Origin of the sequence: Mycobacterium intracellulare ATCC 13950 (genome assembly GCF_000277125.1) — a bacterium.
GTDB lineage: Bacteria > Actinomycetota > Actinomycetes > Mycobacteriales > Mycobacteriaceae > Mycobacterium > Mycobacterium intracellulare.
In genome coordinates, this window is the sequence record NC_016946.1 from 4,566,274 (window position 1) to 4,587,262 (window position 20,989).

The following is a 20,989-nucleotide window of genomic DNA, read 5'->3' on the forward strand; positions in this document are numbered from 1 at the left end:
GGCGGCTAACTGCGGATCTGGGGTTTCAGGGCGCGCACGTTGCGCTCCCGTAGCACACCCCACCACAACCCGAGACCGTACGCCAGGTCGTCGACGCGCTTGAGCACCAGATAGGTCGGCAGCCCGATCGGTTCGACGTCGTCGCCGACGGCGTCCCGGCGGCGCAGCCAGTCGACCACCCCGTCCATGACGGCCGCGACCAGTACCACCCGCCGGAAGTGCCGCGACATGGTCGCGGCCATCAGCGCCAGCGGCCAGTAGTGCCGGCACAGCGCCGACGCCAGCTGCAGCGCCGCCGACCACAGGCCGCGGCCCGCGATCATGGCGACATCGGTCATCGACGTCTCCGCGCTGCGCATCGCCCGCGCGATGCGCCGCCCCGTCAGGACGGCCAGCACGATGGACGCCAGCCGCGACAGCGTGGACCCGAAGGCCATCAGCGTCCAGGTCATCAGCGCCCAGCCGGAGATCACCACCGGCGCCGTCTTGTCCGGGTGGCGCACCGACAGCGGGGCGGCCGAGCCGCCATAAAATGCTTTGCGCGCGAGCCAATCCCGCAATTCGGTGCGGTGGTCGTGGGCCACCAGCGCGATCGGCTCGTAACGCAGCCGGACGCCCGACTCGATCAGCCGCCAGCACAGGTCGACGTCCTCGCCGGACTGCAACGTCTCGTCGAACCCGCCGACCTCCCGGATGGCCGAGCACCGACAGATGATGGCCGCGCTGGGGACATACGACACCGTGCTGTGGGGCAACACCGGGGCCTCGCGCTCACCGAGGTCGAGCGAGGAGTGCACGGCCTCGTAGCGCGCCACCACGTTCTCGTTGTGCGACAGGCCGACGATGCGCGGCGCGACCAGGCCGACGGTGGGGTCGCAGAAGTGACCGAGCAGGGCCTCCAGCCAGCCCCGGCGCGGCGCGACGTCGGAATCCAGGAACGCCACGAAGTCCGTCCGGCAGGCCGCCAGCCCGGTGTTGCGGGCCGCCGCCGGGCCCTTGCTGCGGTGGTGGCGCAACACCTCGATGTCGCAGTGCGCGCCGACGAAGTCTTCGGGCTCGACGGCGTTGAACGAGCCGTCGTCGACCACGACGACGCGCAGCCCGCGCAGCGAGCTCACCAGCCGGCGCACGCCAGAAAGGTTGTTGCGCACCGGGATTACCACGGTCACGTCGTGGTGCGACGGCCCGCCGGCGGGCCTGGGATGCGCGACCGTGGCGTCCAGCAGGGTGCGGGCGAGCTGGGCGCTGAGGTCGTCGCGCACCTTCAGCCGGCCGTCGCAGAGCATGTCCTGTGCCGCCGGGGCCAGCTTCAGCAGCCGGGTCGGCGAACCGCCGAGCAGCGCCGAGCCGTCGCCGAGCACCCGCACGCGGCGGTCGACCTGGACCGCGAAGCCGTCGGGCAGCCGGGGCGCCGAGGAGGTCATGTCAGCATCCCGTCGGGGCCGGGTCCCCAGCGGGCGACGCGGCGGACACACTCGTCGACCATCTCGGCGACGATGCGCTCGCCCTCGGCGGCGGTGGCGGTGGTCGGGTCGCCCAAAACGCCGACCGGGCTGACCGCCGCGACTCCCCCGCGGCGCATCGACCCGAGCAACTCCGGCAACGGTGCGGTGTTGCCGGCGCGCCACTGGTCGGTCCGGACATCGGCCGGCGAGATATGCAGCAACACCGATGTTTCGGTATGCCCGGCGTGGGCGTCACCGCCGGGGGCCACACAGGGGCACCACCCGGCGTCGCGGCCCTCGGCGCGCAGCCTGGCCACCGCGGCGCCCAGCGCGGCGACGTTGCCGCCGTGGCCGTTGACGAAGACCAGGCGCCGGGCCCACGTGCCCGCCGACCTGCCGTACTCGACCAGCAGCAGCGTCAGCGCCTCGGTGCCGAGCGAGATCGTCCCGGCAAAGCTCTGGTGCTCGCCGCTCGCGCCGTAGGCGATGGCCGGCGCCACCAGCCACCCGTCGCCGAGGCGCGCGCGAGCGCGCCGGGCGACCGCCGTCGCGATCCGGGTGTCGGTGTCCAGCGGCAGGTGCGGCCCGTGTTGCTCGGTCGAACCCAGCGGAATCATGACCGATGCCGCCGTGCCGGACAGCTGGCTCGACGTCGCTGTTCCTAGTTCGCCGAGTACGGGCACTCGGTGATGGTAGGACGAATTCACCTGGCGTGCACCAATTGTTGAAGCTTGAAAATAACTTTTTTTCCGCGCCGTTCATCGGTCATTCGAATTGTCGGCTCGTTCGTCACGGTTACCCCGCCCGTACCACGATTTCCGTGGCCGTCAAATAATTCCGACAAAGCCGCCCTGGATAGCCCGGCTTTCGTTATCCGCCGGCCGGCGGCACACCCAGCGCCCGGGTGAAACCGGGCGGCACCAGGATGTCGCCGGGCCCGAGGTCGTGGATCGAGGAATGTCCCAGACCCATCAGGGCCGAGTCGATGCCGCCACGCAAAATGTCGAGGACGTTCTCCACGCCCGGTTGGCCCGCCGCGGCCAGGCCCCACAGGTACGCCCGGCCGATCATCACCGCGCGCGCCCCCAGCGCCACGGCCTTCACGACGTCGCTGCCGCGCCGGATGCCGCCGTCGAGCAGCACCTCGACCTGATCGCCGACGGCCGCGGCGATCGCCGGCAGGGCGCGGATCGAGGCCGGGGTGCCGTCCAGGTTATTGCCACCGTGATTCGACACCGAGATCGCCGAAACCCCCGCGTCCACAGCCCTTTTGGCGTCATCGACGCGGATCACGCCCTTGAGCATGAACGGCCCGCCCCACAGTTCGCGAAGCCAGGCGATGTCTTCCCAGGTCGGCGGCGGGGTGCCCATCCACTCGCCGTAGGCCGCGAAGAACGGGGGCCCGGGCTCGCCGCGGCGGCCCTGGTTGGGCACCCGCAGCTCCGGCGGCCGCATGGTCTTCGCCCACTGCAGAAACCACCGCGGCTTGGTGATCACCTCCGGGCTCATCTTCAGGATGGTTTTGAGGTCCATCTTCTCCGGGATCGAGGGGCTGCCCCAGTCCCGGCCGTGCGAGAAGCTCCAGTCGGTGGTGACGATCAGGCCCGCCGCGCCGGCCGCCCGGGCGCGCTCGACCCGCGCCGCGATCGCGTCGCGGTCACCCAGCCAGTACAGCTGGAAGAACAGCTTGGGGTTCGCCGCGATGACCTCTTCGATCGGCTTGCTGGCGAACGAGGACAGGCCCATGGCGGTGCCGCGGGCGGCGGCGGCCCGCGCGACGGCCACCTCGCCGTCGGGGTGCACGGCCTGCACGCCGGTCGGTGAGATCAGGACGGGCATCGAAATGTCCTGCCCCATAACGCTGGTCGACATGTCGCGCTTGGCCGGCGCGCCGACGACGTGGGGCGCGAAACCGAGCTCACCGAAGGCTTCGACGTTGTCGGAAACGGTGATTCCCTTTTCGCTGGCCGAAATCAACGACGAATAGGCCGATTTCGGCAGCCGGCGCTTGGCGCGTTGCTGCGCGATGGCAACGGTTTCAAACCATTTCTCGGCCATTGTCACACCGGGCTTTCATTACACAGGCGCGCCGGCGGCGCCGCGGGCGTGACCGTCGGTGGCCGCAGCGACAACGTGAGCGGCACCGGTTGGCGGATGCGCTTGCCGCGGGAGTGGTCGGCCCGGGGGCGCGGCGTCTCGCGGTCGTGCGCCAGCGCCGACGCGCTGTGGCCCTGGACGCATTCGGGGTCCGGCCCGTCCAGCGGCAGGCCGGTGAAGAACTTGGCCGCCATGCAGCCGCCCCGGCAGCTGTCGTAATGCCCGCAACTGCCGCAGGCGCCCGCCGACTGCGGTTCGCGCAGCTCGCGGAACAACGGGGCGTTCTTCCACACGTTGTCAAAGCCGCCGTCCGACAGCACGTTTCCGGCCAGGAAGCGGTCATGGATGGCGAACGGGCACGCGTACACGTCGCCGACGGGGTCGATCAGGCACACGACGCGGCCCGCGCCGCACATGTTCAGGCCGGCCAGCGCGCCGGACTGACCGAGCGGGGCCAGGTGGAAGAAGGAGTCGCCGGTGAGCACCCGCTCGCCCTTGGCGACCAGCCAGTCGTACAGCTGGACCTGCTGGTCGGCGGTGGGGTGCAGCTCCTCCCAGACATCGGCGCCGCGCCCGGACGGGCGCAGCCGGGTGATCCGCAGCGTGGCGCCGTAACGGCTTGCCAGCGCGGCGAATTCGTCGAGCTGGTCGACGTTGTGCCGCGTGACGACCACCGAGATCTTGGCGTCTTTGAAGCCGGCGTCGGCCAGGTTTTCCAGCGCCCGCACCGCCATGTCGAACGACCCGGGTCCACGCACCGCGTCATTGACCTCGGCGGTGGCGCCGTCCAGCGAGATCTGGACGTCGACGTAGTCGCTGGCCGCCAACCGCGCGGCGACCTCGGGCGTGATCCGGACGCCGTTGGTGGAGAACTTGACGCCGACGTGATGGGCGGTCGCGTAGTCGACGAGCTCCCAAAAGTCCGGGCGCACAGTGGGTTCCCCACCACCGATGTTGACGTAGAACACCTGCATGCGTTCCAGCTCGTCGATGATGTCCATGCACTGACGGGTGGACAGCTCGCGCGGATCCCGCTTGCCCGACGACGACAGGCAGTGCACGCAGGCCAGGTTGCAGGCGTAGGTGAGCTCCCAGGTGAGGCAGATGGGGGCGTCGAGCCCGTGCTCGAACTGCTCGATCAGCCGCGGTACGGCCGCTTGGGTCGGTGCGGTCATTGATGGTCCTCCCGGGGCACCAGCATCTTGGAGTCGACGAGCACACCCAGCGCGTGCAGGTAGGGACCCTGCCCCGCGTCGTCGATGCCCGCCGCGCGACAAGCGGAGCGGACGTCGGGGTGCTCGGCCAGCGACTGCACCACCGTGAGGATGGTGCGGTTCTTCAAAAACGACAGCTTGCGGGTGCCGAAGTGATAGAGCAGCGCGCCGAACGGTTCCGGCCGCACCGCCACCTGCGGGTGCAGTCGCCAGCCGCGATCAGGATCGAACACGGTGTCGCCGGCGGGGCGAGCCGTTTCGGCCTGCGCGGGCGCAGGCACGGTCAGTAGACCCCGCACATGCCGTCGATGGACACCTCTTCGACCAGGGTCTCGGTGACGAGCTGGGTGTCAGTTTCGGTCTCGTGGTCCACGGGGCCTTGCCTTTCGTCGGGTCTTGACAACGATGGGGTCTGAGTCACACTCGCCGCCAGAATATGGCATCGAGTGCCGAAATGGAAGGGCGGGGTCCGAAGATGCCGCAGCCGCGGGTGGGCAGGCGCCGCTCGACCACGCCGGCCCATATCACCGACGTGGCCATCGACCTGTTCACCGCCCGCGGTTTCGCCGACGTGAGCGTCGACGACGTCGCCCACGCCGCCGGCATCTCCCGCCGCACGCTCTTTCGCTACTACGCGTCCAAGAACGCCATCCCGTGGGGCGATTTCGACACTCACCTCGCCCACCTCCGCGACCTGCTCGACAACGTGGATTCCCGGGTGCGCCTGGGCGATGCCCTGCGCGCGGCGTTGTTGGCGTTCAACACCTTTGACGAGTCCGAGACCGCCCGCCATCGCCAGCGCATGCGGGTGATCCTGCAAACCGCTGAGCTGCAGGCCTATTCGATGACGATGTACGCCGGCTGGCGCGAGGTGATCGCCGGGTTCGTGGCCCGCCGCTGCGATTGCAAGACAACCGACCTGCTGCCGCAGACCGCCGCCTGGACGATGCTGGGGGTGGCGCTGTCGGCCTACGAACACTGGCTCAGCGATGAGTCCGTCCCGCTGCCGGTCGCCCTGGGCAATGCCTTCGACGTGGTCGGCGCGGGGCTCAACGAGCTGGACACTTGAGCGTCGAGCACCTGGCGCACACGCTGCGCGCCCAGGGCAGGTTCTGCGCCTCGTCGGGCTCCGCGATGTACGGCGAGCTGTTCGAGCTGGTGGCCGCCGACGTCGAAGCCGGCGGCGTGTTCGCGGCCATCCTGTCCCGGCACCGCCACGCCCCCTCGCGCGACGCGGTGCCGCTTCGACTGCTCGGCGGGCTGCACCGGCTGGTGCTCGACGGCCGGGCGGCGCACCTGCGCCGCTGGTACCCCAGCACCGGCGGGAGCTGGAACGCCGGACCGGCCTGGCCTCAGATCCGCGACGCCGCGGCCGGCCACGCCGATGCGCTGCGCGCGGCGCTGGATCAACCCCCGCAGACCAACGAGGTGGGTCGATCGGCCGCACTGATCGGCGGCTTGCTGCACCTCAAACAATCCGGTTTGCCGATAAGGCTTTTCGAGATCGGGTCGAGCGCGGGGCTGAACCTGCGAGCCGACCACTACCTTTACCGGTTCGCCGGGAGCCAGTGGGGGCCGCCCGACTCGCCGGTGGCCATCGACGACGCGTGGCGCGGCGCGCTGCCGCCCGGGCGTGACGTGCGGATCGCCGAGCGGTGTGGCTACGACATCGCGCCGATCGACGTCGGCGACACCGACGGGGAGCTGACCGTGCTGAGCTACGTCTGGCCCGACCAGGCCGCGCGGCTGGCCCGGCTGCGCGGGGCCATCGAGGTGGCCCGCCGGGTCCCGGCCCGGCTCGAACGCCGGACGGCGGCCGGCGCGGTCGCCGGTCTGCGGGTGGCCGACGGCGCGCTCACCGTCCTCTGGCATTCCATCACCTGGCAATACCTGTCGGCCGACGAGCGCGACGCCGTGCGCGCCCACGTGGACGCGCTGGCCGCACGGGCCGGCGCGCGCTCACCGTTCGCCCACCTCACGATGGAGCCGGCGAGCGATGGGCCCGGCGCCCCGATCAGGTTCGAGGTGTGCGCCCGCAGCTGGCCGGACGGCGAATCGCGCGTGCTGGGCGAATGCCACCCGCACGGCCCGCCGGTGCACTGGCGGTAAAACGCATGCGGCCGAATTGCCGGACTAGGCCCGGCAATTCGGCCACATTGACGTTGCGTGTACTAGGTCCCCATGAAGGTCATCGGATCGTGCAGCACCCGGGTGCCGTCGTGCAATCCGTTGATGGCCTCCATGTGCTCGGGCTCCAAAGTGAAGTCGAACACGTCGAGGTTCTGGGCCACGCGCTCGGGCTTGGACGACCGCGAGACGACCACGTTGTCCAACTGCAGGTTCCACCGGACCAGCACCTGCGCCGGCGTGCGGCCGTACTCGGCGGCGATCGCCGTCACGGTCGGGTCCTCGAGCATCTTGCCGACGCCCAGCGGGCTGTAGGACTGCGTGGTCACGTCGTGCTGGGCGTGCGCCTGGCGCAGCTCGGCCTGGTTGAGGCGCGGGTGCAGCTCGACCTGGTTCACCGCGGGCACCTCGTCGGTCTCCTCGATGACGTTCGCCAGCAGTTCCTCGGTGAAGTTGCAGACGCCGATCGAGCGGACGTGCCCCTCGTCGCGGGCGACCTTCATGCCCTCGAAGCTCTCCACGTACTTGCCCAGCTTCGGCGCCGGCCAGTGGATCAGGTAGAGGTCGAGGTAATCCAGCCCAAGACGGTCCAGGCTCTCCTTGCACGACTCCTGGGCACTCTGGAAGCCCTGCCTCGAGGTGCCCAGCTTGGTGGCGACGAACAACTCCTCACGCGGGATGCCCGACGCGGCGATCGCCCGCCCGACGGCTTCTTCGTTTCCGTACGAGGCAGCGGTGTCGATGAGGCGGCAGCCAGCCTCCAGGGCCGCGAGTACCGAGCTTTCCGTCTCCTCATCGGACAATTTGGCTACGCCCAAGCCGAGTACGGGCATCTTCGCCTCGTCGTTGAGAGCGACGGTCGGAATCACGCTGGAAGCGCTGTATATCTCATCAATCACTGTCACTTTTCAATCACCTGCCTGCCAGGTTGGGGTGTGGGGTTTCTTCGACGTAAACGATTCAGGGACAACACACCAGGCGGCTTATGCCAACCCCTTCTGGTGCGTATGGGCCCCATACATCGTTCGCTTGGTGACAATAACCGAGCCGGGCGGACGGCGCCCGGACCGAGGCGGTCGACGTCGCATTAGCAAAAAAACGCGAGCTCAGAAGTTACGTCTTTCCAGCACAATAAGATTGGCGATGGAATTTTGGCAATTTTGTGACACCGCAAACACGAGCGCCCGGTGCCCTCGACGAAGACAAACGAAACCTCAAACCGATGTGATGTGCAACACCATCGAATTGCGTTGTGGCGCATCACCGATTTCAGCGTAATTCTCCCTGGGGCAGGCGCCTTACCGGCGAAAACACCGACAATGGTGCGTGTTTCACTCCCGGGGGAACGGACATAGCTGCGTCGTGATGCGAACGTGATATACCGTGATGCGACTGTGATGTGAAATCACCTGTCCCCTATCCTCGAGAGACGCGACCACGCGCTACCCCTGGAAGCGAGGCAAGTCTGTCGCATGAAGACAATGCAAGAGCTTTTCGAAATTGCCTGGCAAGCAACGCAAATCGGTGCCGCCACGCTCAAGAAATCACAGCCGAGCTCGGTGCAGCACAAGGGAGACCGTGACCTGGTCACCGACATCGACCTCGCGATCCAGCGTGACATCGCCGACTACCTGGCCCAAACCACACCCGAGATCCCACTGTTGGCCGAAGAGTCCGAGCAACAGCCGGACATCGAAACCTCCGAGTGGCTCTGGGTACTCGACCCCATCGACGGAACGTCGAACTTCGTCCACGGGCTGCCGTTGTGCGCCGTATCACTGGCGCTGATGCGCACCGGGCGCACCGTGGTCGCGGTCACCCACGCTCCCCTGCTCGGCAAGACCTACCACGCCATCGAGGGCAAGGGCGCTTTCCTGGGCGGCCAGCGGATCAACGCCAGCGCCGCCGACAGCCTCAGCGGGGCCATCGTGTCGCTCGGCGACTACGCCGTCGGCCACGACGCCGGCAGGCTGAACGAGCACCGGCTGGCGCTCACCGCCGAGCTGGTGCCGCGGGTCGAGCGCATCCGCATGATCGGGGCGGCGACCCTGGACCTCGCGTTCGTCGCCGAGGGCGCCCTGGACGCCTGCGTGATGATGTCCAACAAGCCCTGGGACACCGCGGCGGGGACCCTGATCGCCCGGGAAGCGGGGGCGCAGCTCACAGACGCCCAGGGCAATCCCCACACCCACAAGTCCGCGTCGACGGTCATCAGCGCGCCGGGCATCGCCGAGCAACTCGCGACGGTGATCCGCAACACCGAGAACGTCGGCGACCGGTACGCGACCGCCGTCGGCTAGCGAAGGCTCAGCCCAGCACTTCCGAAATAGGCACGGCCGCAGCGATTTTGGCGCGCATCTTCATGACCTTGCCGGGCATCCCGCCGCCGACCACGCCTGCCAGGGCGCCGTCGCGTTCGTAGTAGGCCAGGAACTTGCGACCGTCGTCCTCGACGACGTGCACGATGTCGTCGGCCTCCGGCTCACCCAGGCACTGGATCTTGACGTCGTATTGGTCGCTCCAGAAGTAGGGAACCACCACCGCGGTGGGCACGTCCTGCCCCAGCATCGCGGGCACCACGGCGCGGGCCTGATCGGCGACATTGCTCCAATGTTCCACGCGCCCTTGGTGTCCCGTCGCGTCACGCCACGACGCGACGTCCCCGAGCGCCCACACGTTCGGCGCGCTGGTGCGCCCGGCCTCGTCGCAGATGACGCCGTTGTCGACGTCAACTCCGCTGCCCTCGAGCCATTCGGTCGCCGGGCGCGACCCGATGCCGACCACCACCACGTCGGCCGCCAACTCGGTGCCGTCGCTCAACACCACCGCCTCGACGCGCGTGTCACCGCGCACCTCCGCCACGCCGACCCCGAGCCGGACGTCGACGCCTTCGGCGCGGTGCAGCCGGGCCACCAGCTCACCGATCTGTTCGCCGAGCACCGCGGCCAGCGGAGTGGGCTGGGGCTCCACCAGCACCACGTCCACCCCCAGGCTGCGCAGGCTGGCCGCCACCTCGCAGCCGATGAAGCCGGCGCCGATGACGACGGCGCGCTGCGCCGCGGACGCGTGCTCGCGCAGCGCCAGGGACTCGTCGAACGAGCGCAGCACCCGGATGCCCTCGAGGTCGGGGATCGACGGGATGCGTCGCGGTACCAGCCCGGTGGCGATGACGAGTTCGTCGTAGCGAAGCGTCGTCCCGTCGTCGAGCGTCACCGTCTGCGCCGCGGTGTCCAGGCTTGTCGCGGCCGATCCCAGCCGCAGGGTGATGTCGTTCTCGTCGTACCACTCGCGCGGTTTGAGCGCGGTGTCGTCGACCTCTTTGCGCAACACCTCTTTCGACAGCGGCGGGCGGTCATACGGCAGGTGGACCTCGTCGCTGACGAGCGTGATGGGCCCGGAATACGCCGATTTCCGCAGGTGCTCGGCGGTGCGGGCGGCGGCCAATCCGCCGCCGACGATCACGATTCCGTTGGTGGCGCTCGCGTCAGTACTCACGTGGAGTTCTTAGCACGGTGGCCGGTCAGTACTTTAGGGCACCCTTATCTACCGGGATCTGCGTGCCGGTCAGTGTGCCGGACCCGTCGCCGGCGAGCCACGCCACGACGTCGGCGACTTCGTCGGCCGTCATGAAGCCGTTGGGCTGCACCGGCATTGGCGGGAAGCTGTGCACGAAGCTGGGATGCCTGCCGAAGATCTCCATCATCGCTTCGGGCTCGATCATCGGGGTTTCGACCGAGTACGGATGGATCGAGTTGACCCGGATGCCGTATTCGCCGAGCTCGATCGCGAGGGTATTGGTGAGCGCGGTGAGCCCGTGCTTGCTGGCCGAGTAGTGGCCGTTGCCCGGTGTCGCCTTGAGCCCCGCCGACGAGCTGACCACGACGATGGAACCGCCGTTGCCCGCCTCGATCATCGCGGGCACGGTGGCGCGCAGCGTGCGCCAGGTGCCGGTCAGGTTGACCCCGATGACGGCGTCCCACTGCTCGTCGGTGAGCTCCCAGACGCGGCCCCAGCTCAGCACTCCCGCGTTGGCGACCACGATGTCGAGCCGGCCGAACTGTTCCATCCCGTCGGCCACCAGCTCCCGCAGCGCGGCGTCGTCGCGGACGTCGAGGACGCGGGTCAGGATCTTGCGCCCCTGCCCCTCCACCAGGCGCGCGGTCTCGTCGAGGTCCTCGGGGGTGGCGGGCGGGTAGGTCACGCTGGCCGATGCCGGCGCGCAGATGTCGAGCGCGATGATGTCGGCGCCCTCGGCGGCCAGCCGCACCGCGTGCGATCGCCCCTGGCCGCGGGCGGCCCCGGTGATGAATGCCACCCGCCCGTGCAGTGATCCAGCCACGTGTAACCCCTTCGACCGCCGACAGACCAAGCCAGGCTAGCAGCGGAACTGAAACGTGTTCTAATTCGCCCGCAGGTGGGCGGACGAGCCCCTAGATTTCGGCGATGATCGCAGCGCGGCGGCTGTTGTATTCCTGGTCGGTGAGCGCGCCGCTCGCGTGCAGATCGTTCAGCTCCTGCAGCCGCGCGGCGATCGACGGTTCGGGCGGCGTGACGACCGCCGACGGCGCCGCGCCCGCGGACGGCGGGGCACCCGGCGCCGGTTGGGCGGCCGATGACTGCTGCTCGACGGCCCGGCGCACCACCGCCTGGATCTGGCCGCGCAGCGCCGGGTTCGACCGGATGTCGACCATCCGGTTGAGGGGAACGTTGTTGGCCTTGAGGATCTGCAGGATCTCCATCAGCGGGCCCGCCTGCCCGCTCAGGTCGTAGGTCCGGTTGTCCTCGGCCACCGTGAACTGCGCGGGCACCAGGCCGTTGACCAAAGCGCTTCGCTCCCAGTCGATCCGGTATTCGTTGGTGGTGGGGTTGACCAGGACCACCACCTTGCGGGCGTTGAGGTTGCCCAGCCGGGTGACGCTGGCGATCACGCGGTCTTCGCTGTCGAACGGCAGCAGCCCGGGCCCCGCGATGTGCAGGTGCACCTTGACGACCTGCTGGTTGTTGACCCACGTGCCCGTTTCGGTGATGCCGGTGATCTGCGCGAGCGCCAGCACGCCGCTCTGCTCGAGGGCGGCCACCTTCGCCGACGTCTTGGCGCCGTAGTTGGCCAGCGCGAGCGCGATCAGCACGTCGGCCGCGGTGATCAGCAGGCCGACGTAGAACATCCACTGCAGCAGGCTGTCGAGCCCCATGACGAAATACACGACCAGGAAAATCGGCCCCACGAGGCCTCCGCACAGCAAAACGATCAACTGTGCCTTCAGGTAGCGCGCTAACACTTGCCCCTCCTTGGCTTGCTGGGGATTTGTGTCAGATTAGCGCTCGGGGGCTCGCCGCGAACGCGATACGCGCAAACCGGGTTCGGCCGCGATCAGGCCAGCGATTCGGGCGGGACGATCGGCACCCGGCGCACCGGGGGCGCCGCGGGCTGCGTCCCCGCCGGCGAGTGCGGGGCGGTGCGCGGCGATACCGGCAGCGTCGTGGCCGGGGAGGCCTGCGGCGCCACCTGTGCCGGCGGCGCGGCGGACGTGCCGGCCGGTGCCGACGCCGCGGGCGTGACGGTGCTCGCGGGCCCGGCCGGTGCGTAGGCCGGCGTCGCCACCCGCGCCGGTCCGGCGGGTGCGGTGGCCGAGGCCAGCGTCGCCGACCCCACCGGCGCCGCCGCGACCGGCGTGCCGGCCGGTGCGGGCACCGCGGCCGCCGGGGCCACCGCCGCCGCCAGGGGCCCCGCGGGCGCGGTCGGCGCGGAGGCGCTCATGGCGCCGGCCGTCATCGTCGGTACCTGCGCGGCCATCGATGCGGGCGCGGCCGCGGTCTGCAGCGGCGTCGCGTTGGCCGCCTCGGCGGCGGCATACTGCATCGCACCGCCGTTCATCAGCTGGACGAACTGGCTGTGGAAGGCGGCCGCCTGGGCGCTGAGTGCCTGATAGACCTGGGAGTGGGCGTCGAACAGGGCGGCGATGCTCGCCGACACCTCGTCGGCGCCGGGGGCGAGCACCGCCGACGTCGGCCCCATCGCCGCCGTGTTGGCGGAGGTGATCGTCGTCCCGATCCTGGCCAGGTCCGTCGCGGCAGCCGCAACGAATTCGGGAGTCGTTTGAACGAACGACATCGGCACCTCCCCGCCACGCCTCACGGTCACCGAGAACTATGCCGAAATCCTAGTGCAGGGCGCTCTGCGGCCGCATCATTTCCGCGCCGGTCCGGCGAGGCGATGCGCACAGCAGACGAAGCCCGGATTGCCGTGTGGGCAATCCGGGCTTCGACCTGACTCAGTAGCGAACTACTTGATGATCTTGACGACCCGGCCGGCGCCGACGGTGCGGCCACCCTCGCGGATCGCGAACCGCAGACCGTCGTCCATGGCGACGGGCTGGATCAGCTTCACCGAGATGTTGGTGTTGTCACCGGGCATCACCATCTCGGTGCCCTCCGGCAGCGTCACCACACCGGTCACGTCGGTGGTGCGGAAGTAGAACTGCGGACGGTAGTTGTTGAAGAACGGCGTGTGCCGGCCGCCCTCGTCCTTGGACAGGATGTAGACCTGGCCCTCGAACTCGGTGTGCGGCGTGGTGGTGCCGGGCTTGGTCACGACCTGGCCGCGCTCGACGTCCTCACGCTTGATACCACGCAGCAGCAGACCGACGTTGTCACCGGCCTGGCCCTGGTCGAGCAGCTTGCGGAACATCTCCACACCGGTGACCGTGGTCTTGGTGCTGGTCGGGCGGATGCCGACGATCTCGACTTCCTCGTTCACGTTGATCACACCGCGCTCGACACGACCGGTGACCACGGTGCCACGCCCGGTGATGGTGAAGACGTCCTCCACCGGCATCAGGAACGGCTTCTCCGTCTCGCGGACCGGGTCCGGGATCGACTCGTCGACGGCCTCCATCAGCTGCTCGACGGACTCGACCCACTTGGCGTCGCCCTCGAGCGCCTTGAGCGCCGAGACCCGCACCACCGGGGCGTCCTCGTCGAACTCCTGGGCGGCCAGCAGCTCGCGGACCTCCATCTCGACGAGCTCGAGGAGCTCCTCGTCGTCGACCATGTCGGCCTTGTTCAGGGCGACCAGGATGTAGGGCACACCGACCTGACGGGCGAGCAGCACGTGCTCACGGGTCTGCGGCATCGGGCCGTCGGTGGCGGCGACCACCAGGATCGCGCCGTCCATCTGGGCCGCACCGGTGATCATGTTCTTGATGTAGTCGGCGTGACCCGGGGCGTCGACGTGGGCGTAGTGACGCTTGTCGGTCTGGTACTCCACGTGGGAGATGTTGATGGTGATACCGCGCTGACGCTCCTCGGGCGCGTTGTCGATCTGGTCGAACGCGCGGGACTCGTTCAGGTCCGGGTACTTGTCGTGCAGAACCTTGGTGATAGCCGCGGTCAGCGTGGTCTTGCCGTGGTCAACGTGACCAATGGTCCCGATGTTGACGTGCGGCTTCGTCCGCTCGAACTTCGCCTTCGCCACTTCTGTGTCCTCCTGGACTAGTTGGTGCTTGTTAAAGCAGTGTTGGTGTTTTCAGTTGTGCCGCGCCCAAGGCATTCCAATGACCCGGCAAGATTACTCCGAGCGAATGTTTACTGGCCCGTCGCCTTCGCGATGATCTCCTTTGACACGTTCGCCGGCACTTCGGCGTACGAGTCGAAGACCATGGAGTAGTTCGCCCGGCCTTGGGTCTTGGACCGCAGGTCGCCGACGTAGCCGAACATCTCCGACAGCGGCACATGCGCTTTCACGACGCGCGCACCGCTCCGCTCCTCCATGGCCTGGATCTGGCCACGGCGGGAGTTCAGGTCGCCGATCACATCGCCCATGTAGTCCTCGGGCGTGGTGACCTCGACGGCCATGATCGGTTCCAGGATGACTGGCTGCGCTTGCGCCGCAGCCTTTTTCAGCACCTGCGAACCGGCGATCTTGAAGGCCATCTCCGACGAGTCGACCTCGTGGAACGCCCCGTCGAGCAGGGTGACCTTCATGTTCACCAGCGGGTAACCGGCCAGGACACCGTACTGCATGGCGTCCTGCGCGCCCGCGTCCACCGACGGGATGTACTCACGCGGGATGCGCCCACCGGTGACCTTGTTCTCGAACTCGTAGGTCGCGCCGTCCTCGCCGGTGAACGGCTCGAGGTTGATGATGACCTTCGCGAACTGGCCGGAGCCGCCCGTCTGCTTCTTGTGGGTGAACTCGACGTTCTCCACCTTGCGGCGGATGGTCTCCTTGTAGGCCACCTGCGGCTTGCCGACGTTGGCCTCGACCTTGAACTCGCGGCGCATCCGGTCCACCAGGATGTCCAGGTGCAGCTCGCCCATCCCGCCGATCACGGTCTGGCCGGTCTCGTGGTCCAGGTGCACCTTGAAGGTCGGGTCCTCCTCGGCGAGCTTCTGGATCGACAGCGACAGCTTCTCCTGGTCGCTCTTGGTCTTGGGCTCGATGGCCACCTCGATGACCGGGTCGGGGAAGGTCATCGACTCGAGCACGACCTGCTGGTTCGGGTCGCTCAGGGTGTCACCGGTGGTGGTGTCCTTGAGCCCGATCACCGCGTAGATGTGACCCGCCGAGGCGGTCTCCACCGGGTTCTCCTTGTTGGAGTGCATCTGGAACAGCTTGCCCAGCCGCTCCTTCTTGCCCTTGGTGGCGTTGATGACCTGGCTGCCGGAGTCGACCTTGCCGGAGTACACCCGGACGTAGGTCAGCTTGCCGAAGAACGGGTGCGTGGCGACCTTGAACGCGAGCGCGGAGAACGGCTCGTCGGTCGACGGCTTGCGGGTGACCTCTTCGTCCTCCTTGCCCGGCGCGTGGCCGACGGCCGGCGGCACGTCCAGCGGCGAGGGCAGGTAGTCGATCACGGCGTCCAGCATCGGCTGCACGCCCTTGTTCTTGAACGCGCTGCCGCACAGCACCAGGTAGGCCTCGGAGCTGATGGTGAGCTTGCGCAGCGCACCCTTGATCTCGTCGACCGACAGTTCCTCGCCGCCCAGGTACTTCTCCAGCAGCGCCTCGTCGGTCTCGGCGACCGCCTCGAGCAGCTTGGTGCGGTACTCCTCGGCCTTCTCGGCCAGCTCGGCCGGGATGTCGATGGTGTCGTAGGTCTCGCCCAGCTTGGTCTCGCCGCGCCACACCTTGGCGTTCATCTCGACCAGGTCGACGATGCCCTCGAAGTCACCCTCGGAGCCGACGGGCAGCTGGATCGGGATGACGTTGGCGCCGAGGCGCTCCTCCATGGTGCGCACGGAGAAGTAGAAGTCGGCCCCGATCTTGTCCATCTTGTTGACGAAGCAGATGCGCGGGACGTCGTACTTGTCGGCCTGCCGCCAGACCTGCTCGGACTGCGGCTCCACGCCCTCCTTGCCGTCGAAGACGGCGACGGCGCCATCGAGGACACGCAGCGAGCGCTCGACTTCCACGGTGAAGTCGACGTGCCCGGGGGTGTCGATGATGTTGATCTGGTTGTCTTTCCAGAAGCAGGTGGTGGCCGCGGAGGTGATGGTGATCCCCCGCTCCTGCTCCTGCTCCATCCAGTCCATGGTGGCGGCGCCGTCGTGCACCTCACCGATCTTGTAGCTGATACCGGTGTAGTAGAGGATGCGCTCGGTCGTCGTCGTCTTGCCGGCGTCGATGTGCGCCATGATGCCGATGTTGCGGACCTTGGTCAGGTCGGTCAGCACGTCCTTCTGTGCCACAGAAGTCTTCCCACTCTTTCGATTGCTTAATTGCTGTCTGTCGCGGTCAGGCCAGCGCCCCGGCGCGCGGGCCGCAAAGACCTACCAGCGGTAGTGCGCGAAGGCGCGGTTGGCCTCGGCCATCTTGTGGGTGTCCTCGCGTCGCTTGACGGCGGCACCCAGGCCGTTGCTGGCATCCAGGATCTCGTTTGCCAGGCGCTCGACCATGGTCTTCTCCCGGCGTTGCCGCGAGAAGCTGACCAGCCAGCGCAGTGCCAGCGTGGTGGACCGATCCGGACGCACCTCGACCGGCACCTGATAGGTGGCACCACCGACGCGGCGGCTGCGCACCTCCAGGGCGGGCTTGACGTTGTCGAGAGCACGCTTGAGCGTGATCACGGGATCGGTGCCCGTCTTGTCCCGGGCTTGTTCGAGCGCACCATAAACAATGCGCTCGGCGAGCGATTTCTTCCCCTGCAGCAGGACTTTGTTCACCAGCTGGGTGACCAGCTGCGACCCGTAGACCGGGTCGTTGACCAACGGGCGCTTCGGCGCGGGCCCCTTGCGCGGCATCAGCTCTTCTCCTTCTTGGCGCCGTAACGGCTGCGAGCCTGCTTGCGGTTCTTGACGCCCTGGGTGTCGAGCGAACCGCGGATGATCTTGTACCGGACACCGGGCAGGTCCTTCACCCGGCCACCACGCACCAGCACCATCGAGTGCTCCTGCAGGTTGTGTCCCTCGCCGGGGATGTAGGCCGTCACCTCAACCTGGCTCGTCAGCTTCACGCGGGCGACCTTCCGAAGAGCGGAGTTCGGCTTCTTCGGGGTGGTGGTGTACACGCGGGTGCATACGCCACGGCGCTGCGGGCTGCCCTTGAGGGCCGCGGTCTTGACCTTGGCGACCTTGTCCCGGCGACCCTTGCGGACCAGCTGCTGAATGGTTGGCATCTACCGGCTTTCTCTGTTCGTGTTCGGCATATTTCTGGCGTCTTCAAGTCTGTGTACTGCAGTTATGACCGTCCGCTTCACCCCGCGGCCGGGTGTGTCGCATGCGCTGCGCACCGGACGTAAGTCCGATGCATGGTGGACACGCGAATTCGCCCGGCATTCACTTCCTTACGGTTAGGCGCCGTAAGCCGCCAGGCACGAGGAACCACAATACCCGCCGCCGGTCTCGCAGGTCAAAGCGGCGATCGCAAGGGGGCCTAGCCCCTGGCGCCGTCGTGGGCGGTGCGCCGTTCCAGACCCGCCGCCAGGCGCAGCACCATGTCGGAGAACAACACGTCGGTGTCGATGTCGTCCATGACGCCGGTCATCTCGAGCAACACGAAGCCATGCATCGCGGACCAGAACTCCAGCGCGGCGTGGAAGGCTTCGGCGCCGTCTAGACCGTAGGAGGACAGCACGGCGATCACCGGGGCGGCCGCGCTGCGGGTCGCCGCCGCGTACTCGGCGTCTTCGCCACCCAGCGGCATCCGGGTGAAGGCCGAGTAGCGGCCCGGGTGGTGGTGGGCGTAGCTGCGGTACGCGCCGGCCATGACGAGCACCGCGTCGTCGCGGGCGCGGCCCTCGCCCACCCGGTTGAGCATCATGATGATGTCGTCGATCACCCGGATCCGGACCGCCCGGCGCAAGTCCTCCAGGCTGTCCACGTGGTTGTACAGCGACGGCCCCTTGGTGCCCAACTGCGTCGCCAGCGCGTTGATGGTCAGGGCGTCCCAGCCCTCGCGGTCCAGGAACGTCAGCGCGCCGTCGATGATCCCTTCCCGGCTGAGCTTGGTCGGGCGCGAACCGGGCCGTCCCGCGCGTTGGCGCCCGGCCGCCGACGGCGATTCCGGTTGAGCTGCCATGGCGGTCGCCCTTCGATCGCGGGAACGGGTTGCGGTTAACTAATGACTCTAGTTGACGCCCGGTCAGACATTAATCTCCCCGCAGGGGCATGAGCGCCCGGCAAACCAAAAGAAAATCTGCCATCGGGCGGGCGAATGCACGTAATGTCATGCTTGGCTCATTCGAGCAGACGACCCGTCCAAGAGGGGGCCCGCAGTGAAGTGGACAACTGTCGCCGGGTCGTTGGCCACGTGCGCCGTCGCCGTCGTCGCCGGTTTCGCCGCCGTGCCGGGCCTTGCGCAGGCCAAGAACGGCGACACCCATGTCATCGGGGAGGACATGGAGCAGACGGTCGACTGCAACGACGCCACGCTGCTGGTCAACGGCTCGTTCCTGACGGTCACCGCGCTGGGCAACTGCTACGCCGTGACGGTGATGGGTTCGTCGAATGTCGTTATCGCCGACTCGGTTTCGCACGACATCACGGTGTACGGCCACGACCAGACCGTGCTCTACAAGGGTGGTCAGCCGTTCCTGTGGGACCGGGGCCGCGAACTGGGCATGACCAACCGGCTCCAGCAGGTGCCGGGCTGAGGCACCATACCGAGGGGAATCAAACAACGATGCGTGTGCACACCTTCGCCCTGGCACCGGCCGCCGCGATCCTGGTGCTGGCCGGCTGCAGCTCGACGGCCAACCCGCCGGCGGGCTCCTCCTCCACCACCACGACGAAGAGCAGCCCGACGACCAGTGCCGGCGCCGCGCCGACGACGGGATCGAGCGGAGCGAGCACCACCGCGTCCCTCGAGATCGGCAACACGGTGAACTACGGGTCGATGGGCACCACCACCAACCTCGACTGCGCCACCGGCAAGTCGCTGAACGTGGCCGGTTCGGACAACACCCTGACCGTCACCGGCAGCTGCTCGACGGTGAACATCGGCGGCACCAACAACAAGATCACCCTCGACAAGGTCGAGAAGCGCATCACCGTGCTCGGGATGAACAACACCATCACCTACAAAGACGGCGATCCCAAGGTCGATAACCTCGGCTCGGACAACACGATCAACAAGGGCAGCTGACCGGCGGCTCACCGGCCTTGATCGGCGGCTAACGCGCCCTCAATCGGCGGCCGCGCCGTGACGCCCCGCGCCGGCGGCGAACCGCCCGGCCCCTTCGTTCGCCTCGGCGGCGACCCGGGAGATGCTGGCGAATTCGAAGTCGAGCGCCTCGGATTCCGTTGCCCCCCATTGGTGTAGCGCCGAGAGCCGGTCCGAGCGCAGGCACTGCTGCGGCAGCGCCGACAGTTGTGCCGCCAATTCCTCTGCGGCCCGGCGCGATTGGCCCTTGGGGACCACCCGGTTCGCCAGCCCGATGGCCTGGGCTTCGTCGGCGGCCACGGCGCGGCCGGTGAGGATCATGTCCATCGCGCGGCTGTGGCCGATCAGGCGCGGCAGCCGCACCGTGCCCCCGTCGATCAGGGGAACACCCCAGCGCCGGCAGAACACCCCGAACACGGCGTCCTCCTCGACCACCCGCAGATCACACCAGATGGCCAACTCGAGGCCGCCGGCGACGGCGTAGCCGCTGACCGCGGCGATGACGGGCTTGGACAGCACCATCCGCGTCGGGCCCATCGGGCCCGGGCCACTCCGGTGCACGGCGTTGGCGTCGGGTGTGCCGAACGCCTTCAAATCGGCTCCGGCACAGAATGTCCCGCCGTCGCCCCACAGCACGGCGACCGACGCGGTGTCGTCGCGGTCGAACTCCTCGAACGCCGCATAGAGCGCGGCGGCCGTCGGGCCGTTGACCGCGTTGCGCGCCCCCGGCCGGTCGATGATCACGGTGGTCACCCGGCCGTTGCGCTCGACGCGCACCGGATCGCTCATCTCGCCTCCGCACATAGTGGTTCGCGCCGCCGCAGCAGCTCAGCGGCGAAGTCATGGTAGGCCGCCCGCAGCCGGCCCCCGGGCCAGTCGGCCGGCAGGAGTTCGTCGGGCAGGACCGGGTCGGTGAGCAGGTGCCGGACGGTCGCGGCGGCCACCACGAAACGGCCGGGAATGTCCGGCGCGGCGGCCATGTCGTCGAGCAACCGGTGCCCGGCCTGTGCCCAGGCGGGCAGGTCCCACAGCTGCGCGGCCAGCTCGGCGGGGTCGCCGTCGCGCGCCCGCAGCACCCGGACCCGAGCGGTGACGTCGGGGCCGAGCTCCGCGTCGATGTTGTCGGGGCGCATCCACACCCCCTCGCGCAGCTCACCAAAACGCTTGTCGTGCATGGCGGTTCGCAGCGCGGCCCGGGTGCGTGCGTCGTCCCCCACGCTGGTCACGACCAGGGTGACCCACTCCCCGCGCCAAGGACGCACGCGCGGGTCGATGGCATCGTCCTGGCGCCGCTGGCGGGCGAGCAGGCGCTCCGAGAGTTGGTAGCCGTCGGCGTTGCGGACCAGGTCGCCCGCGCCGACCATCCGGGTCAGCGCCACTCGCAGCGTCGACTCCTTGATGCCGAAATCGGAAGTGAGCCTGACCAGTTCGCTGGCGCGGGCGCGCGCCGGGTGGGCGCCGAGCAGCACGCTCAGCACCACCGACCGCGCCGTCATGTCCGGCAT

The 20,989-nt window shown here is 68.5% G+C and carries 23 protein-coding genes; 5 read left to right on the forward strand and 18 right to left on the reverse strand.

The genetic code is table 11. From position 1 onward, the window contains the following. Positions 1-5: 5 nt before the first annotated feature. The 6 genes from mftF to mftA all read right to left on the reverse strand — a co-directional run bounded on the left by mftF (position 6) and on the right by mftA (position 5,129). Complete coding sequence (mftF, locus tag OCU_RS46090) at positions 6-1,424, reverse strand: mycofactocin biosynthesis glycosyltransferase MftF (RefSeq protein WP_014381122.1); 1,419 nt, start codon at positions 1,422-1,424, stop codon at positions 6-8. Beyond that, a complete protein-coding gene (gene mftE, locus OCU_RS46095; RefSeq protein WP_036459701.1) occupies positions 1,421-2,152 on the reverse strand; it encodes a mycofactocin biosynthesis peptidyl-dipeptidase MftE in 732 nt (243 codons plus the stop codon). The genes mftF and mftE overlap by 4 nt, the downstream gene beginning before the upstream one ends. Positions 2,153-2,315: 163 nt before the next feature. Next, complete coding sequence (gene mftD / locus OCU_RS46100) at positions 2,316-3,503, reverse strand: pre-mycofactocin synthase MftD (protein ID WP_009957097.1); 1,188 nt, start codon at positions 3,501-3,503, stop codon at positions 2,316-2,318. 2 nt (positions 3,504-3,505) lie between these two features. Beyond that, on the reverse strand, positions 3,506-4,717 hold the full coding sequence (gene mftC, locus OCU_RS46105) for a mycofactocin radical SAM maturase (RefSeq protein ID WP_009957098.1): 1,212 nt from the start codon (positions 4,715-4,717) through the stop codon (positions 3,506-3,508). Next, entirely contained in the window at positions 4,714-5,055 is a 342-nt protein-coding gene (gene mftB, locus OCU_RS46110) for a mycofactocin biosynthesis chaperone MftB (RefSeq protein WP_009957100.1), read from the reverse strand. Before mftB ends, mftC begins: the two co-directional genes overlap by 4 nt. Further along, positions 5,040-5,129 (reverse strand): mycofactocin precursor MftA, encoded by a 90-nt coding sequence (gene mftA, locus OCU_RS51185; RefSeq protein ID WP_007773607.1) that lies wholly within the window; start codon positions 5,127-5,129, stop codon positions 5,040-5,042. Before mftA ends, mftB begins: the two co-directional genes overlap by 16 nt. A 102-nt stretch (positions 5,130-5,231) precedes the next feature. Between mftA and mftR the strand changes: the two genes are divergently transcribed. Then, positions 5,232-5,825 (forward strand): mycofactocin system transcriptional regulator, encoded by a 594-nt coding sequence (mftR, locus tag OCU_RS46120; RefSeq protein WP_009957101.1) that lies wholly within the window; start codon positions 5,232-5,234, stop codon positions 5,823-5,825. Continuing rightward, entirely contained in the window at positions 5,822-6,865 is a 1,044-nt protein-coding gene (locus tag OCU_RS46125; protein WP_014381126.1) for a DUF2332 domain-containing protein, read from the forward strand. The genes mftR and OCU_RS46125 overlap by 4 nt, the downstream gene beginning before the upstream one ends. A 62-nt stretch (positions 6,866-6,927) precedes the next feature. Here OCU_RS46125 and OCU_RS46130 read toward each other — a convergent pair whose 3' ends face one another. Next, on the reverse strand, positions 6,928-7,788 hold the full coding sequence (locus OCU_RS46130; protein ID WP_014381127.1) for an aldo/keto reductase: 861 nt from the start codon (positions 7,786-7,788) through the stop codon (positions 6,928-6,930). Positions 7,789-8,355: 567 nt separating this feature from the next. Here OCU_RS46130 and OCU_RS46135 point away from each other — a divergent pair. Next, a complete protein-coding gene (locus OCU_RS46135; RefSeq protein WP_009956322.1) occupies positions 8,356-9,183 on the forward strand; it encodes an inositol monophosphatase family protein in 828 nt (275 codons plus the stop codon). Positions 9,184-9,190: 7 nt separating this feature from the next. Here OCU_RS46135 and OCU_RS46140 read toward each other — a convergent pair whose 3' ends face one another. From OCU_RS46140 to OCU_RS46180, 9 genes are all read right to left on the reverse strand, one after another. Then, positions 9,191-10,378, reverse strand: a complete 1,188-nt coding sequence (locus OCU_RS46140; RefSeq protein WP_009956323.1) for an NAD(P)/FAD-dependent oxidoreductase — start codon at positions 10,376-10,378, stop codon at positions 9,191-9,193. A gap of 25 nt (positions 10,379-10,403) precedes the next feature. Then, positions 10,404-11,222 (reverse strand): mycofactocin-coupled SDR family oxidoreductase, encoded by an 819-nt coding sequence (locus OCU_RS46145; protein WP_014942919.1) that lies wholly within the window; start codon positions 11,220-11,222, stop codon positions 10,404-10,406. 91 nt (positions 11,223-11,313) lie between these two features. Then, on the reverse strand, positions 11,314-12,162 hold the full coding sequence (locus OCU_RS46150; protein ID WP_009956325.1) for an SHOCT domain-containing protein: 849 nt from the start codon (positions 12,160-12,162) through the stop codon (positions 11,314-11,316). Positions 12,163-12,254: 92 nt separating this feature from the next. After that, positions 12,255-12,995 (reverse strand): PE family protein, encoded by a 741-nt coding sequence (locus tag OCU_RS51845; RefSeq protein WP_168162063.1) that lies wholly within the window; start codon positions 12,993-12,995, stop codon positions 12,255-12,257. A gap of 171 nt (positions 12,996-13,166) precedes the next feature. Further along, positions 13,167-14,357 (reverse strand): elongation factor Tu, encoded by a 1,191-nt coding sequence (gene tuf / locus OCU_RS46160; RefSeq protein WP_008260847.1) that lies wholly within the window; start codon positions 14,355-14,357, stop codon positions 13,167-13,169. 110 nt (positions 14,358-14,467) lie between these two features. Continuing rightward, positions 14,468-16,573 carry an elongation factor G gene (gene fusA / locus OCU_RS46165; protein ID WP_008260848.1) on the reverse strand — a complete coding sequence of 702 codons (2,106 nt, stop codon included), beginning with the start codon at positions 16,571-16,573 and terminating at the stop codon, positions 14,468-14,470. Between the two features lie 81 nt (positions 16,574-16,654). Next, a complete protein-coding gene (gene rpsG, locus OCU_RS46170) occupies positions 16,655-17,125 on the reverse strand; it encodes a 30S ribosomal protein S7 (protein WP_008260850.1) in 471 nt (156 codons plus the stop codon). Next, entirely contained in the window at positions 17,125-17,499 is a 375-nt protein-coding gene (gene rpsL, locus OCU_RS46175; RefSeq protein ID WP_007767794.1) for a 30S ribosomal protein S12, read from the reverse strand. The genes rpsG and rpsL overlap by 1 nt, the downstream gene beginning before the upstream one ends. A gap of 257 nt (positions 17,500-17,756) precedes the next feature. Further along, positions 17,757-18,401 (reverse strand): TetR/AcrR family transcriptional regulator, encoded by a 645-nt coding sequence (locus OCU_RS46180; RefSeq protein WP_008260853.1) that lies wholly within the window; start codon positions 18,399-18,401, stop codon positions 17,757-17,759. Positions 18,402-18,597: 196 nt separating this feature from the next. Between OCU_RS46180 and OCU_RS46185 the strand changes: the two genes are divergently transcribed. Together OCU_RS46185 and OCU_RS46190 are read left to right on the forward strand one after the other, a co-directional pair. After that, positions 18,598-18,975, forward strand: a complete 378-nt coding sequence (locus OCU_RS46185) for a DUF3060 domain-containing protein (protein ID WP_014381131.1) — start codon at positions 18,598-18,600, stop codon at positions 18,973-18,975. Positions 18,976-19,004: 29 nt separating this feature from the next. Next, positions 19,005-19,466: a DUF3060 domain-containing protein gene (locus tag OCU_RS46190; protein ID WP_044059221.1), complete on the forward strand. Its 462-nt coding sequence runs from the start codon at positions 19,005-19,007 to the stop codon at positions 19,464-19,466. Positions 19,467-19,505: 39 nt separating this feature from the next. Here OCU_RS46190 and OCU_RS46195 read toward each other — a convergent pair whose 3' ends face one another. Both OCU_RS46195 and OCU_RS46200 read right to left on the reverse strand, forming a co-directional pair. Next, on the reverse strand, positions 19,506-20,273 hold the full coding sequence (locus OCU_RS46195; protein ID WP_014385816.1) for a crotonase/enoyl-CoA hydratase family protein: 768 nt from the start codon (positions 20,271-20,273) through the stop codon (positions 19,506-19,508). Further along, complete coding sequence (locus tag OCU_RS46200) at positions 20,270-20,989, reverse strand: PaaX family transcriptional regulator C-terminal domain-containing protein (protein WP_014381134.1); 720 nt, start codon at positions 20,987-20,989, stop codon at positions 20,270-20,272. The genes OCU_RS46195 and OCU_RS46200 overlap by 4 nt, the downstream gene beginning before the upstream one ends.

What these genes read in the sequence shown, in the direction of transcription:
- mftF (WP_014381122.1), bottom strand. Translation starts at nt 1,424, where the DNA reads ATGACCTCCTCGGCGCCCCGGCTGCCCGACGGCTTCGCGGTCCAGGTC.
- mftD (WP_009957097.1), bottom strand. Translation starts at nt 3,503, where the DNA reads ATGGCCGAGAAATGGTTTGAAACCGTTGCCATCGCGCAGCAACGCGCC.
- mftC (WP_009957098.1), bottom strand. Translation starts at nt 4,717, where the DNA reads ATGACCGCACCGACCCAAGCGGCCGTACCGCGGCTGATCGAGCAGTTC.
- mftR (WP_009957101.1), top strand. Translation starts at nt 5,232, where the DNA reads ATGCCGCAGCCGCGGGTGGGCAGGCGCCGCTCGACCACGCCGGCCCAT.
- OCU_RS46135 (WP_009956322.1), top strand. Translation starts at nt 8,356, where the DNA reads ATGAAGACAATGCAAGAGCTTTTCGAAATTGCCTGGCAAGCAACGCAA.
- OCU_RS51845 (WP_168162063.1), bottom strand. Translation starts at nt 12,995, where the DNA reads ATGTCGTTCGTTCAAACGACTCCCGAATTCGTTGCGGCTGCCGCGACG.
- rpsG (WP_008260850.1), bottom strand. Translation starts at nt 17,125, where the DNA reads ATGCCGCGCAAGGGGCCCGCGCCGAAGCGCCCGTTGGTCAACGACCCG.
- rpsL (WP_007767794.1), bottom strand. Translation starts at nt 17,499, where the DNA reads ATGCCAACCATTCAGCAGCTGGTCCGCAAGGGTCGCCGGGACAAGGTC.
- OCU_RS46180 (WP_008260853.1), bottom strand. Translation starts at nt 18,401, where the DNA reads ATGGCAGCTCAACCGGAATCGCCGTCGGCGGCCGGGCGCCAACGCGCG.
- OCU_RS46190 (WP_044059221.1), top strand. Translation starts at nt 19,005, where the DNA reads ATGCGTGTGCACACCTTCGCCCTGGCACCGGCCGCCGCGATCCTGGTG.
- OCU_RS46195 (WP_014385816.1), bottom strand. Translation starts at nt 20,273, where the DNA reads ATGAGCGATCCGGTGCGCGTCGAGCGCAACGGCCGGGTGACCACCGTG.
- OCU_RS46200 (WP_014381134.1), bottom strand. Translation starts at nt 20,989, where the DNA reads ATGCCGGACATGACGGCGCGGTCGGTGGTGCTGAGCGTGCTGCTCGGC.